The sequence below is a fragment of the Rhodococcus sp. IEGM 1372 genome, from assembly GCF_030056835.1.
GTDB lineage: Bacteria > Actinomycetota > Actinomycetes > Mycobacteriales > Mycobacteriaceae > Rhodococcoides.
Map to the genome: position 1 here is coordinate 367199 of NZ_JASHKS010000003.1, position 13900 is coordinate 381098.

At 65.6% G+C, this 13900-nt stretch carries 10 protein-coding genes; 5 read left to right on the plus strand and 5 right to left on the minus strand.

The features are described 5' to 3' along the window. Nucleotides 1-113 precede the first annotated feature (113 nt). From QM590_RS06155 to QM590_RS06165, 3 genes are all read right to left on the minus strand, one after another. The gene (locus QM590_RS06155) at nt 114-1013 is read right to left on the minus strand and encodes a transglutaminase family protein (protein ID WP_149405854.1); all 900 of its coding nucleotides are present in this window, start codon (nt 1011-1013) and stop codon (nt 114-116) included. After that, nucleotides 1013-3544: a circularly permuted type 2 ATP-grasp protein gene (locus QM590_RS06160; protein ID WP_411741290.1), complete on the minus strand. Its 2532-nt coding sequence runs from the start codon at nt 3542-3544 to the stop codon at nt 1013-1015. The genes QM590_RS06155 and QM590_RS06160 overlap by 1 nt, the downstream gene beginning before the upstream one ends. A 290-nt stretch (nt 3545-3834) precedes the next feature. Then, nucleotides 3835-7224, minus strand: a complete 3390-nt coding sequence (locus QM590_RS06165) for a transglutaminase family protein (RefSeq protein ID WP_269594243.1) — start codon at nt 7222-7224, stop codon at nt 3835-3837. 206 nt (nt 7225-7430) lie between these two features. On the opposite strand from QM590_RS06165, the gene QM590_RS06170 reads away from it, so the two are divergent. The 3 genes from QM590_RS06170 (at nt 7431) to QM590_RS06180 (ending at nt 9287) form a co-directional block, all read left to right on the plus strand. After that, the gene (locus QM590_RS06170; protein WP_269594182.1) at nt 7431-8051 is read left to right on the plus strand and encodes an RDD family protein; all 621 of its coding nucleotides are present in this window, start codon (nt 7431-7433) and stop codon (nt 8049-8051) included. A gap of 127 nt (nt 8052-8178) precedes the next feature. Further along, entirely contained in the window at nt 8179-8724 is a 546-nt protein-coding gene (locus QM590_RS06175; RefSeq protein WP_269594183.1) for a hypothetical protein, read from the plus strand. After that, nucleotides 8691-9287, plus strand: a complete 597-nt coding sequence (locus QM590_RS06180; protein WP_269594184.1) for a hypothetical protein — start codon at nt 8691-8693, stop codon at nt 9285-9287. The genes QM590_RS06175 and QM590_RS06180 overlap by 34 nt, the downstream gene beginning before the upstream one ends. A gap of 82 nt (nt 9288-9369) precedes the next feature. Here QM590_RS06180 and aspS read toward each other — a convergent pair whose 3' ends face one another. After that, nucleotides 9370-11154, minus strand: a complete 1785-nt coding sequence (aspS, locus tag QM590_RS06185; RefSeq protein WP_269594244.1) for an aspartate--tRNA ligase — start codon at nt 11152-11154, stop codon at nt 9370-9372. A 170-nt stretch (nt 11155-11324) separates the two neighbouring features. Between aspS and ypfJ the strand changes: the two genes are divergently transcribed. After that, nucleotides 11325-12248: a KPN_02809 family neutral zinc metallopeptidase gene (gene ypfJ, locus QM590_RS06190; RefSeq protein WP_269594185.1), complete on the plus strand. Its 924-nt coding sequence runs from the start codon at nt 11325-11327 to the stop codon at nt 12246-12248. Between the two features lie 25 nt (nt 12249-12273). Here ypfJ and QM590_RS06195 read toward each other — a convergent pair whose 3' ends face one another. Continuing rightward, nucleotides 12274-13302, minus strand: coding sequence for an Rv2578c family radical SAM protein (locus QM590_RS06195; RefSeq protein WP_269594187.1), 1029 nt, complete (start codon nt 13300-13302; stop codon nt 12274-12276). Nucleotides 13303-13426: 124 nt separating this feature from the next. Here QM590_RS06195 and QM590_RS06200 point away from each other — a divergent pair, with 124 nt between their 5' ends. Then, the gene (locus QM590_RS06200; RefSeq protein ID WP_269594188.1) at nt 13427-13897 is read left to right on the plus strand and encodes a DUF3237 domain-containing protein; all 471 of its coding nucleotides are present in this window, start codon (nt 13427-13429) and stop codon (nt 13895-13897) included. Nucleotides 13898-13900: the final 3 nt, after the last annotated feature.

Here is a 13900-nt window from a genome sequence, read left to right on the forward strand (position 1 = left end):
TCGGTGACTACGAATGGAAAACGATTGTCCGTTTTGCGGCTTTTCGCACGTTGCATTCGTAGATTCGACCAGATGGTCGGTTACCCCCGAGCCACCGAAGTATGCCGGGTTCGCTACTGCGGTGCAACGTCCACCGATACGGCGATGGTGCTCTCCTCCGCTTCGGTGTAGATCACTCCGCGCAGGGGAGGCACGTCGGCGTAGTCGCGTCCCCACGCCACGGTCGCGTATCGCTCGTCGACCAGCTGATCGTTGGTGGGATCGAAGGCGAGCCACCGATCGTTCGGCATCCACACCGCAGCCCACGCGTGGGTCGCGTCGACACCGATCATCCGCTCCTTGCCGGGCGGAGGCTCGGTTGCGAGGTATCCCGACACGTACCGGGCCGCCAGACCCTGGGACCGCAAGCACGCGATCGCAAGGCGAGCGAAGTCCTGGCACACTCCCGATCTCGCGGCGAGGACGTCGACAACGGTGGTCGAGACCGTCGTCGAGCCGGAGAGATAGCGAAAATCGGTGAAGATCCGATGTGTCAGATCCACGACGACGTCCGCGAGGGGACGACCGGGCCAGAAGCTGGGGGCCGCGTAGGCGCGCACCTCGTCGGTGATCTCCGGAGTCGGCAGATCGAGAGCGAACTCCACGGCCGACGCACGGGCCGGATCCGCAGGCACGTTCGCACCGAACAGCGCCATCCGAGCCGACTCCCAGGATGCCGTCGCCGGCCACGAGGTCGTCTCGTCCGCCGGACGGGGATAGACCTCCACCAGCGAATCCGCCGTGACCACCAGCTTCTCGTGGTCGTGCGTGACGTGGAAGTACACGTCCTCGTTGCCGTAGACGTCCACGCCGAAGGATTGATCGGTGGGAGCCGGCTCCACCGTGACCGACTTCTCCAGACAGTGCTGCCCGTCCATGTCGCGCGGCGCGAGGAATCCGCGCCCGTAGGACGAGGTGACCCGGTCGGAATACGTGTAGGTGGTGATGTGCTTGATTCGGTACCGACGACTCATCACCGCACCCCGTTCGCAGTTCGGATGTTCGCGCTGCCCCACAGCGGCTGCGTGCCACCGGGCAACGACATGTGCGTGGCGAGGACGACGCGGGACAATTCCTCGAGCGAGTCGTGGATGCCGTCCACCAGCTCGAGCAACTCCACCCGCCTGCCGTTCGCATCGACCGATTCCAGATCGCCCGGGTCAACGCGCCGCAACCGCACCCGCATCTGCTCAACGAGCTGCTCGGGCCGCGACGTACCCGAGGCATCGGGCAACGAACCCAGGTCGTCCCGAAGCCGATCGAGCTGGTAGACCAACGCTCGCGGGTTGCCCTCGTCGAACAACAACAGTTGCGCGACGGCCGCCGGACGTGCGCGCCCGCTGTTGCGTCTGCGGTAGATCACCGAGGACTCGGCCGCGGAAAGCACCGAATCGATGACCGCTTGTTCGGTGGAGGGCGTGAGAGCGTGGCTCAGCGTGGCCGAGAGCAGCGCAGTCAGCTGCAGACCACGCTCGATCCGTTTGCCAGCATCCATCAGGTACCAGCCCGCATCTCGCACCATCGATTCCGATGCCAGGCCGGCCAGCGCAAGCAAGCCGCGCAACACACTCGACTGCGACGACGCCAATTGCGCACCGTTGTGAACCGGCGACTCGGCCAGCTCCTCGAGCGCGGTGTCGATGCGGTTCAGCACCGCCCAGGTGTCGTTCGAGAGCTGGTCGCGCACCGCGCGCGCCGCTTGCTGCATCCGATCCACCGATTGGGCCAGCGAACCCAGACGTCCCGTCGAGAGCATCAGCGAGCGCATTTCCACGCTCGCATCACTGCGGTTCTTCTCGTCGAGGAACCCCGGCCAGGTCCGCGAGACCTTCGTGACCGCTTCGAGAAGGATCGGCAGACTCTCGCTGCCTTCGAGCCACGGCATCGAGCGATAGTCCTGATTGCGTTCGCGCGCGGCGATGAGCAATCGAGTCATGTCCTCGGCACGCTCGCTGTAGCGGCCGAACCAGAACAGGTCGCCGAGCACACGCGGGGAACTGACGACATCGACGTTGGACGCGGCGTACTGCGGCAACTCCTCCACCGTGGCGGGCGGGGTGTGCGGAGCGGAGTCCGCCGGGGTGACCCGTTCCACCGACTTGACCCACACGTCCTTCGACGCCACCGTGATGAGCGGTTCGGTGACCGGTGCGGTGAGCACCACCTGCCCCAGGCCGCCGCGCATCGGCGTGTACCCGCCCCGCTGCGCAACCGTGAACAGCCGCATTCCCACCTGCGCCGGCGCCACCGACAACTGCGAACCCGAGCCACCGTCGATCGACGAACCGACCGGAGCCAACGAGAACTCGGGGACTTCCTGCCCTGTCCACTTCCACGGCTCGGCGAGAATTCGCTTCCACAGCTCCTCCGCGGCGACGTCGGTGAGATCGTGCCCCACCACCGTGCGACGTGAGGTGGTCGAGCGCAGCACCAGCGAACGCATCCGGCTTCCGAGGTGCGAGAGCTGATCCGGGTCGGCACCCCAGTAGGTCTGTACCGAACCGAGAATCAGATCCTCGTCCAGCAGGGCACGGCTCAACGCCGGAAGCAACGGAAGCAGAGCCGGGTTCTCGAGCACACCGCTACCGAGCGTGTTCACCACGCTCACGGCCCCGCGCCGCAGCACTTCGACCAGACCGACGACTCCCAGATGCGAATCCGGGCGCAGATCGAGTGGGTCGGCGAACTCGGCGTCGACCCGGCGCAGCACCACATCGACCCGCCGCAGCTTGCCGAGCGACCGCATCCACAGACAGCCGTCGCGGACCACGAGATCGGCATTCTCCACGAGCGGAAAGCCGAGAACCGTTGCGAGATAGGCCTGATCGAATGCCGTCTCGGAATGCGAACCGGGACTGAGCACCACCACGACCGGATTCTCCGCCGATGCGGGTGCCGCATCGCGAAGCGCCAGACGAACCGCCCGAGCGAACGTGGACAGCGGCCTGGGATTGCTGGCCTGGAACAACTCCGGCATCGCGCGCGACATCACCCGCCGATCGGCGAGCGCGTAGCCCACTCCCGACGGTGCCTGCGTGCGGTCGGCGACGACCCGGAATTCGCCGTCGGAACCTCGGGCGACATCGGCGGCATGCATGAACAGCTGATGCGGCCCCGGAACGGTGATCGCATGCGCCGTCCGCAGATAACCCGGGTTGCCGAAGACCAACTCCGGCGGAATCAACCCCCGACGAACGGTTTCCTGAGCACCGTAGATGTCGGTGAGCATCGCATCGAGCAACATCGACCGCTGAACCAAACCTGCTTCCAGACGGTCCCACTCGTCGGCCGCGACGACCAACGGAACACTGTCCAACCCCCACCGAACAGCACTGGGCAACGCCTCGCTGCCACCCGACGGAATCGGGTTGTAGGTGATGCCGTGGTCGTCGACCAAACGGCTCACCCGCGACTGCAACGTCTGCATGGCACCCGAGCCGGCCTCGCGCATACCGTCGACCAACTCCGCCCAGTGCGGACGGACGGAGTCGTCGGAATCGAGCATCTCGTCGAACCGATCGGCACGACCGGTCACGGCCTCACGCCGACCGCGATACGCGAGCCACGGCGACCCAGCACCACTCGAAACGTCTTCGTTCCTGCCGGCTCCACCCGAAACATCGTCGTTCCTGCCGGCTCCACTCAGGGTGGTATCCACGGGCACCATCGAGCCGTTGTTCCTTCCGTCGGTCGATCACACTCCGCCGCCGGGTGACTCCGCTGCCTGCGGAACCACCCGATACGCGTCGGACCGAGATCGCTACCGGTCGACTCGTTCTCCTGTGCAATCGCGCGTCAGGACGTGATGACTCCGGTCCGGCGCAGGTCGAGCATGCCGGGCGCGGACACATCGATCGCTTGGCGAGCGTGCATCTCGAGCAATCTTGCTACGTCCACCTTGCCCGAGGTGAACCCGCCCTCCTCGAAGCGGCCGTTGCGGCGTGCTTCGGCTTCCACCGAGTTGACCGGAGGCCCCTCGTACGAGCGACCGCCCGGGTGCACGACGTGGTACGAGCACCCGCCGACCGCACGTCCGGTCTGCATTTCCACCAGATCGAAACGCAGTGGACTCTGCACCTCGATCGTCGGGTGCAGAGCGCTCGGCGGCTGCCAAGCGCGATAACGCACGCCGGCGACCTGCACGTCCTGACGCTCGGTCCGCAACATCGGCACCGGCACCCCGTTGCACGTCACCATGTAGCGGCCCGCGTCGGCTCCGGCGACCTGAACTTGGATTCGTTCCACCGAAGAGTCCACGTACCGGGCGGTGCCCGAGGATGTCGATTCTTCGCCGAGGGTGTTCCATGGCTCGATCGCACCCCGCAGCTCGATCTCGGCGTCACCGACCACGGTGGTACCGATTCGAGGGAATCTGAACTCGGTGAACGGATCGAGCCAGCTGGTGTCGAAATCGATGCCGTGCTCGCGGAGGTCCTCGACGACACGACCGATATCGTTGATGACGAAGTGCGGCAACATGTACCGACCGTGCAGATTGGCACCGTGCCGGATGAGAGGTGCCTTCAGCGGGGTGTCCCAGAACCGCGAGACCATCGATCGCACGAGCAGCGACTGCACCATCGCCATCTGATGGTGCGGCGGCATCTCGAACCCGCGCAGTTCGAGCAGTCCCAGTCGTCCGCGAGTGGAATCGGGACTGTAGAGCTTGTCGATGCAGAACTCGGCGCGGTGCGTGTTGCCGGTGATGTCGGTGAGCAGGTGCCGCAGCGCTCGGTCGACGACCCAGGGCGACGCCGATCGGTCGGCCCCGGTCAGTCGCTCGATCTCGCTGAATGCGACCTCGAGCTCGTAGAGCGATTCCTCGCGTCCCTCGTCGGCGCGGGGAGCCTGCGACGTGGTGCCGATGAAGCGGCCCGAGAACAGGTACGACAGCGACGGGTGCCGCTGCCAGTGCGTCAGCAGCGAGACCAACAGGTCCGGCCGACGCAGAACGGGTGAATCCACCGGCGTCACGCCGCCGAGGGTGATGTGGTTTCCACCGCCCGTTCCACGAGTGGTGCCGTCGTTGTCGAATCCCTCTGTGCTCAAACGGGACTGACGCGCCTCTAGGTAGAGACGCTCCATCAGATCGTTCTGTTCCGCCCACGAGGAGGTCGGTTGCACGTTGACCTCGATCACACCGGGATCCGGTGTGACGGTGAGGGTTTGGATACGCGGATCGGACGGCGGACCGTAGCCCTCGATCACGACGGGCGTGTCGATGGTCGACGCCGCCTGCTCGACCCGCGAGACGAGATCGACGAAATCGTCCAACCGATCCATCGGCGGCATGAACACGTGCAGGACGCCGTCGCGAACCTCGGCGACCAGTGCGGTGACGGCGGTGCCACCCACCCCGGACGTCTCGTTCACCAACTGCGCGTAACGCGACTCGGCCGGGTTCACCGCACGCGGCGGTTGCTGGGTCAGCTGCGGTGTGGGCAGATCCGGCTTGGGCGCGGTGGGGTCTGCCGGGTTCTCGACGGGACCGCCGTCCCAGGAGATCGCGCGAAGTGGCAGCCGCAGGCCCGCGGGAGAATCGCCCTCCAGCAACACTATTCGGCCGCGGCGCAACTTCCAGTCCGAGCTCTCCCAGCCGGAGCCGTCCTCGGTGCGCGAGATGGGCAGCACGAATGCCGCAGGCTCGTCGGTACTCGCATCGAGCCGTTCGAGCAGTTTCTTTCTGGCATCAGCGGAATCGGCTCCCGGTTCGAGATCCTCGTCGTCGGCGGGCGGATCACCGTACGGCTGGCGAACCAGGTCCAACAGTTTCACCAACGGGTCCTCGTAGGCGGGACGCGCCTGTGAGGCGGGCAGTCCGAGCGCCTTGACCAACTCGTCGATCAATGCCTGCGACGCCGAATTGTCCACCGGCTCCGGGCGCAGGTCCTCCGCCAACCAGGGATCGGCGATCAGATCGGAGTCGTGCCACAGAGCTTGACCGTCGGTGCGCCAGAACAGTCCCACCTGCCACCGCGGCAGAGGTTCGCCGGGGTACCACTTGCCCTGGCTGCGCTGCACCAGACCGTCCGGTGCGTAGATGGTGCGAAGCCGTTCGGCGAGCACGCTTGCCAGCTTGCGCTTGTGCGGGCCGTCGGCCGTGGTGTTCCACTCGGGCGCTTCCTGATTCTCGATCGCGACGAACGTGGGCTCGCCGCCGACGGTCAACCGAATGTCCTGATCGAGCATCCGCTCGTCGATCTTCTCGGCTGTGGCCTTGATCGATTCCCACTGCTCGGCGGTGTACGGCAACGTCGTTCGCGGATCCTCGTGGACGCGGACGACGGTGTTCGAGAAGTCGAGTTCGGCCTTGCACTTGCTCGTCGCACCGGAGATGGCGGCGGCCGTCGACGGGTGCGGTGTGGCCGACAGCGGAATGTGGCCCTCGCCGGCGAACAGCCCCGACGTCGGATCCATCCCGACCCAGCCCGCACCGGGGAGGTAGACCTCGGTCCAGGCATGGAGATCGGTGAAGTCCTCCACCGGCCCGGACGGGCCGTCCAGCGACTTGACGTCGGAGGACAACTGAACCAGGTAACCCGAGACGAACCGCGCTGCCAGACCCATCTGACGCAGTACCGACACCAGCAACCACGCCGAGTCGCGGCACGACCCGACGGCGGACGTCAGGGTCAGATCGGGGGTCTGCACTCCGGGTTCCATGCGCACGGAGTACCCGACGTCGCCCATGACGGCTTGGTTTGCCATCACGAGAAAGTCGATGGTGCGCAACGACTCTCCGCGTTCGGTGACAGCCGCCTGCAGCTTCTCCACCCAGGCCGAGACAACCGGTCCCGGTCCGGATCCGGCCTTGCCCTCGTCCACCGGCCGTAGGTACGGCTCGAGGTCGGGCAGGTCGTGCTCTTCGTACGCGAAGCCGTAGTGCTCGGCCCATTCCTCGACGAAGAAGTCGAGGGGATTGATGGACGCCATGTCTGCGACCAGTCCGACGGTGATCGACAGGTGATCGGTTCGCTCGGGGAAGACCACCCGAGCGAGGAAGTTTCCGAACACGTCCTGCTGCCAATTGACGAAATGCTCCGCCGGCTCGATCTTCAGCGAGTACGCCTCGATGGGAGTGCGCGAATGCGGTGCCGGTCGCAGCCGAATTTCGTGCGGAAAGATCTTGACGGTGCGGTCGAATCGGTAGCTGGTGCGGTGTTCGAGTGCAACCTTGATGCCCACGGCGAGCCCCTCGTGATAGTCCCGGTATGGGTAGAACACCCAACCCTAGTAGGACCGGGCCCGGTGCGCTCGGCGAGAAATCGTGTCCGAAATGTACCGACCGGGCAGGTGTGTAGTGCTTGACACCCTCTTCGTGGTGGGGTTCGCTCGGCGAGAATCGAGTATTCGTTCGACGCACGCCACACTTTGCAACCAAAGGGAATCTCGTGAGCGACAATCCACCCAACGGACCGCAGTACGGCTCCGATCCGAACCAACCCCAGTACCCCACGAATCCAGCGTCCGGTTACCCACCGCCCGGCAATTACCCACCGCCCGGCAACTATCCGCCCCCGGGCAACTACCCACCGCCGCCGGTAGGCGGAAACGCCGGATTCGGACTGGGCTCGCAGTTGCCCGGCGGCGCGCAGCCCGGCAGCCTCGGATCACGTTTCGCGGCGCGCTTCGTGGACGGGCTGATTCTCGCCGTCGTCCAGTTCATCCTGTACGTGATTCTGCCGAGCGGGTTCTTCGGAACTTTCCTCCTGGGTCTCGTGTCCGCCGTCCTCGGTTTCGCATACTTCACGCTGCTCGAGTCCTCCCGCGGCCAGACCCTGGGCAAGCAGGCCCTCGGATTGCGCACCCTCGGCGCAGCGGGCGGATTGCCCACTCAAGCCGAGGCAGCCAAGCGCAACGCGTTCATGCTGCTGAACGTGGTACCGCTGCTGGGCAACGTTCTGGTGATCGTGGCGTACATCGTCATTGCGGTGACCATCAACTCCAGCCCGACCAAACAGGGCAAGCACGACGAGATCGCCGGCGGAACCCAGGTCATCAGCATTTCGTAACAACCCGTCCACGCACGAGCGGACCTCCGACATCAGGCGGAGGCCCGCTCGTCTGCGTTCACAGTGTTACGGGGTCTCGGTGCTCCGAACCACCCCACGCGTCCCGACCACAGACCAGGAGAACGACGTGAACGACGATCCGACAGACGAACCGCGACCCGGCCAGGGTTCCGATCCCGACCGACCCGAAACGCCGAACACTCCCCCGCCGAACACGGGAGACACCCCGCCGCCTGCCGGCGGTCAGTACCCGCCCCCGCCCGGAAACTACCCGCCCCAGGGCAACTACCCACCACAGGGACCACAGGGCGGCTACCCGCCTCCCGGTGGCTACCCACCCCCGCCCGGAAACTACCCGCCCCAGGGCAACTACCCACCACAGGGCGGCTACCCGCCTCCCGGTGGCTACCCACCCCCGACCGGGAACTACCCGCCCCAGGGCGGCGCACCCGGCAGCTATCCACCACCTCCCGGTGCGTACCCGCCGCCGCCCGGCAATTACGGAAACTACGGCAACCAGAGCTACGGGCAGGTGCCGCTCGGGCCCAATCCTGGTCGCCTGGATGTCGGTGCCGCGCTGAGCTACAGCTTTGCCAAGTCAAGGACAACGTCGGCCCGTGGCTCGCCATCACGGCCATCGTGTGGGCTGTCAGTGCTATCGGACTCGTTCTGATCTTCGCGTCGACGTTCACCGCGGCGATGGCAGCAGCCGACAGCGGTGACACGACGTTCACGACCACGACATCCGGGGTGGCCATCGTTGTCACGGCCATCGCCACGTTCGTGTCGTATTTCGTCAACGCCGCGTACGTTCGCGGAGCCCTGGACGAGACCGGTGCTCCCGAGAAACCGTCGTTCGGGCGGTTCTTTCAACTCACCAACGTCGGCCAGATCGCCGTCCTGGCGTTGATCTGGACCGTCGTCAGCGTGGTGCTCGGTTTCATCCCGTTCCTCGGAACGGTCCTTCTGATCGCGATCGGCTTCCTCGCGAACTTCGCCTTGACGTTCCTGATCGATCGCAACCAGTCGGCGATCGAATCCATCAAGTCGAGTGTCGACCTGACCGTCAAGAACTTCGGCCCGATGCTGCTGCTGCTACTTCTGTTGGCCGCGATCAACATCGGCGGCGCTCTGCTGTGTGGCCTCGGTCTGCTGTTCACCATCCCGATCTCGGTGATCGCGACCAACTACGCCTACCGCGTCCTGACCGGCGGTCCGCTGTCCCCCGCACGCTGACCCACCGCTCCTGAAAAAACTCCCCCTGCAGACGAATGTCCCCGTAGCGCAGTGCGTTACGGGGACATTCGTTTCGAACCTTCTAGGCCTCGGCTGGTTCTTCCTTCTTCTCCGGCTTGAAGTCGACGCCCGATTCCTTACGCTGCTGCGGCGTGATCGGTGCGGGCGCGTCGGTCAACGGGTCGATGCCGCCACCGGACTTGGGGAACGCGATGACCTCTCGGATGGAATCGACTCCGGCGAGCAGCGCGGTGATGCGATCCCAGCCGAACGCGATGCCGCCGTGCGGCGGTGCGCCGTACGAGAAGGCATCGAGAAGGAAGCCGAACTTCTCCTGTGCCTCTTCCTTGCCGATACCCATGATCGCGAACACCCGTTCCTGAATGTCCTTGCGGTGGATACGAATACTGCCGCCGCCGATCTCGTTGCCGTTGCAGACGATGTCGTAGGCGTAGGCCAGAGCAGATCCGGGGTCGGTGTCGAACGTATCCATCGACTCCGGCTTCGGAGAGGTGAACGCGTGGTGCACTGCAGTCCACGCACCGGATCCGACGGCCACGTCCCCACTGGCTGTGGCGTCGGACGTGGGCTCGAACAGCGGGGCATCGACGACCCACACGAACGCCCACGCCTTCGGGTCGATCAGGTCGAGCTTACGAGCGATCTCGCCGCGCACGGCACCGAGCAATCCACGGGATGCCTTGACAGGGCCGGCGGAGAAGAAGATCGCATCGCCGTTGTTCGCGCCGACGTGTGCGGCGAGGCCGTCGCGCTCGGCGTCGGTCAGGTTCTTGGCAACCGGTCCACCCAGCGTGCCGTACTCACCGACGAGAACGTACGCGAGGCCCTTGTGGCCACGCTGCTTGGCGAATTCCTGCCATCGGTCGAGCTGCTTCCGGGGCTGGCTCGCGCCACCGGGCATGACGACCGCACCGACGTATGGGGCCTGGAACACTCGGAAGGTGGTGTCGGAGAAAAAGTCCGTGCACTCGATCAGTTCGATCTCGAAGCGAAGATCGGGCTTGTCCGAACCGTAGCGACCCATAGCCTCGGCGTAGGTGATCCGAGGAATCGGAGCCGTGAAGTGATGCCCGACGAGCTTCCACAGCGATGCCAGGATCTCCTCGGCCAACAGGATGACGTCGTCCTGAGTGACGAAGCTCATCTCGACGTCGAGCTGAGTGAACTCCGGCTGACGGTCGGCGCGGAAATCCTCGTCTCGGTAGCACCGGGCAATCTGGTAGTAGCGCTCGATACCGCCGACCATGAGCAGCTGCTTGAACAGCTGCGGGCTCTGCGGCAGAGCGTAGAAGCTACCCGGCTGCAACCGCGCCGGCACCAGGAAGTCGCGGGCACCTTCAGGGGTGGATCGCGTGAGCGTCGGAGTCTCGACCTCGACGAACTCGTGGTGCGCGAGCACAGAGCGGGCGGCGGCGTTGACATGAGAGCGCAGGCGAATGGCATGCCCGGGGCCCTCACGACGCAGATCGAGGTAGCGGTACTTCAGACGCGCTTCTTCGCCCGGCTGGTCGTCGAGCTGGAACGGCAGCGGTGCCGCCTCGGACAGAACCTCGATCTCGGAGGCCTCGACCTCGATCGCACCGGTCGGGATCTCGTAGTTGGCGTTGCCCTCGGGGCGGCCCTCGACCTTGCCGGTGACCTTCACGACGTATTCGGCGCGCAGGCGATGGGCCTGCTCGAGTGCTGCTCCCTCACGGAAGACGACCTGGGACACACCGGACGCGTCGCGCAGATCGATGAAGATGACGCCGCCGTGATCGCGTCGGCGGGCCACCCATCCCGTCAGCGTCACGGTTCGGTCGACGTGCTCGGGGCGTAATGAGCCGGCGAGGTGGGTGCGCAGCACGGGTGTCCTTTCGAGAAAAATCCGCTGATCGTGTTCTTCGCTCACCGATCCTACGGAGCACATGACCGTAGAAGGAAACGAGATCGCGACGCGGCATGCGAAGCTATGGCCGACAGCAGCGATGTGCGTTCTCGCCACAGGGTGGGAGCTCGGCGGAGAGGAACTCGGGCATGACCTTCAGAGAAGGTTCGCGGATGGAGCGGGGTCGAGTCTCCGTCGGCGGCAGCGGTGGCGGCGGACGCGGTGGCAAACTCGCCATCGGCGGCGGTGCAGGCGGCCTGATCATCATCGTCATCGCGCTGCTCTTCGGCGGAGATCCCGGTTCGATTCTCAATCAGATCAGTGGCGGTGACAGCTCGGCGGGGCAGGTCGACTCCGGCACCTCGGGGACCCTCGAGGGCTGCGAGACCGAGGCGGACGCGAACAGCAAGATCGACTGCCGTATCGGATTCACGGTGTCGAGCCTGGACACCGTCTGGGAATCTCAGCTGCAAGCGCAGACCGGCGTCGCCTACGTTCAGCCCGGCGTGAATCTGTTCTCGGGAGCAACCAACACCGGCTGCGGCAACGCCACCAGCGCCGTCGGGCCGTTCTACTGCCCCGCCGATTCCACCGCCTACTTCGACACGAGCTTCTTCCAGGTTCTCGTCGACCAGTTCGGCTCCAGCGGCGGCCCACTGGCGCAGGAGTACGTGGTGGCCCACGAGGTCGGCCACCACCTGCAGAACCAACTGGGCGACATCGGCCGCGCGCAGGCCGATCCCCAGGGACCCGAGTCCGGTGGCGTCAAGGTGGAGTTGCAGGCCGACTGCTACGCGGGAATCTGGGCGCACTACGCAGCCGACACGGTCGATCCGGACACCGGGGTTCCGTTCCTCGAGCCGCTGACCACCACCGACATCGACGACGCTCTCTCTGCCGCGTCGTCGGTGGGCGACGACCGGATTCAGCAGGCATCCACCGGCAGCGTCAACCCCGAGGGCTGGACGCACGGTTCGTCTGCACAGCGACAGGCATGGTTCACCGCGGGCTACGAGACCGGGCAGGTCGCGGCCTGCGACACGTTCTCGGCACGCGACCTGAACAATCCCTGAACCCGAGGTAGTCAGAACGACGTAGTCAGAACAAGGTGAGGGCCGGCCCCGAGGTCACCGACGCTCGGGGTTCGGCAGGCTCGTTGACGGGCAGCGAGCGGGTCTGCTCTGGGGCGAACCCGTACTTGTCGAGCAACGGATCGATGCGGCCACGTAGCCACTGCTTGTACTCCGGAGTCACGTACGCCCCGTGCCCGTAGAGCTGACGGTACCGCCGCACCAACGCGGGGTGCTCCTTCACCAGCCAGCTCATGTACCAATCTTTGGTGCTCGAACGCAGATGCATCGGCAGGGCCGTCACGGTCGTCGCACCCGCCTCGGCCAGAGCACCGATGAGGCCGTCCAGTTGCTTGGCCCCGTCGGTGAGAAACGGAATGACCGGTGCCACCAGAACTCCGCACTCCAGTCCGGCGTCGCGGACCGCTCGAACGAGATCCAATCGCGCTCGCGGACTTGGGGTTCCGGGCTCGAGCTGCTTTTGCAGGTCGGCGTCGTGAATAGCGAGGCTGATGCTCACGTGCACGTCGACTTGCTGGGCGGCCAACGTCAACAGAGGTAGATCGCGTCGCAAGAGTGTGCCCTTGGTCAGAATCGAGAACGGAGTGCCGGATTCGGTCAGTGCCCGAATGATGCCGGGCATCAACCGATATCGGCCCTCCGCGCGTTGGTAGGGGTCGGTGTTGGTTCCCAGCGCCACCGGCTCACGCTTCCACGATCGCCGCGAAAGCTCCTTGCGCAGAACGGCCGCGACATTGGTCTTGACGACGATCTGCGAGTCGAAGTCGTTGCCGGAGTCCAGATCCAGGTACTCGTGCGTCGGGCGGGCGAAGCAGTATCGACATGCGTGCGAGCATCCGCGCATCGGGTTGACGGTCCACGAGAAGGGCACCTGCGATTCGCTCGGGACCTCGTTCAGGGCGCTCTTGCACAGCACCTCGTGGAAGGTGATGCCCTCGAACTCCGGCGTCTGTACGCTGCGGACCAAACCCGACCGCTCGAGCCCCGGTAGCGCCCCGTCGTCCGCGGCGTCGAGAGTCTGGCCCGCCCATCGCATGCACACAGTCGAACATTTGTTCTATGTCGTGTCAAGGCCGGCTCGCCCCGGCCGATCCCCGCTCGGGTGTGGTCATCGGAAGGCGATACCGTAGGCCCCCAGTCGATCCTAGGAGTGCACCGCCGTGACCGCCCCGAACACACCGACCCTCGAACCCATTCTGCGTCTCGGCCTCACACTCGGACCGGGAATCGACATCGGTTCGGTACCCGCGGGCGAGCGGGTCGTCACCACCGTGCTCGGCGGCGCAGCTCCCGGCCCCGACATCGAGGGGACTCTCGCAGCCGGATCGACCGTCGTCAGCGTGACGCGGCCCGACGGATGCACCGAGTTCAGCAGCGACCTCGTTCTGGAATTGGCGACCGGAGGCTACCTCTCGCTGGACTACCGAGGGGTTCAGTTCGGGCCTGCCGAGGTCATCGAAGCTCTGAACGATCCCGAGCGTGAAGTCGATCCCGCCACGTACTACTTCCGCGGCACCCTCCGCGTGTCGACCGCAGTGCCGAAGTTCACCTATCTCAACCGCGCACTCGTCGTCACGTCCGGATCCCGCTCGGCCGAAGACGTCGTGCTCGACGCCTTCCTGGTCACCTGATCT

Bases quoted from the DNA above. Each gene is read 5' to 3' on its own strand.
- QM590_RS06155 (WP_149405854.1), bottom strand. From the start codon at position 1,013: ATGAGTCGTCGGTACCGAATCAAGCACATCACCACCTACACGTATTCC.
- QM590_RS06160 (WP_411741290.1), bottom strand. From the start codon at position 3,544: ATGCTCGATTCCGACGACTCCGTCCGTCCGCACTGGGCGGAGTTGGTC.
- ypfJ (WP_269594185.1), top strand. From the start codon at position 11,325: ATGACCTTCAGAGAAGGTTCGCGGATGGAGCGGGGTCGAGTCTCCGTC.
- QM590_RS06195 (WP_269594187.1), bottom strand. From the start codon at position 13,302: ATGCGATGGGCGGGCCAGACTCTCGACGCCGCGGACGACGGGGCGCTA.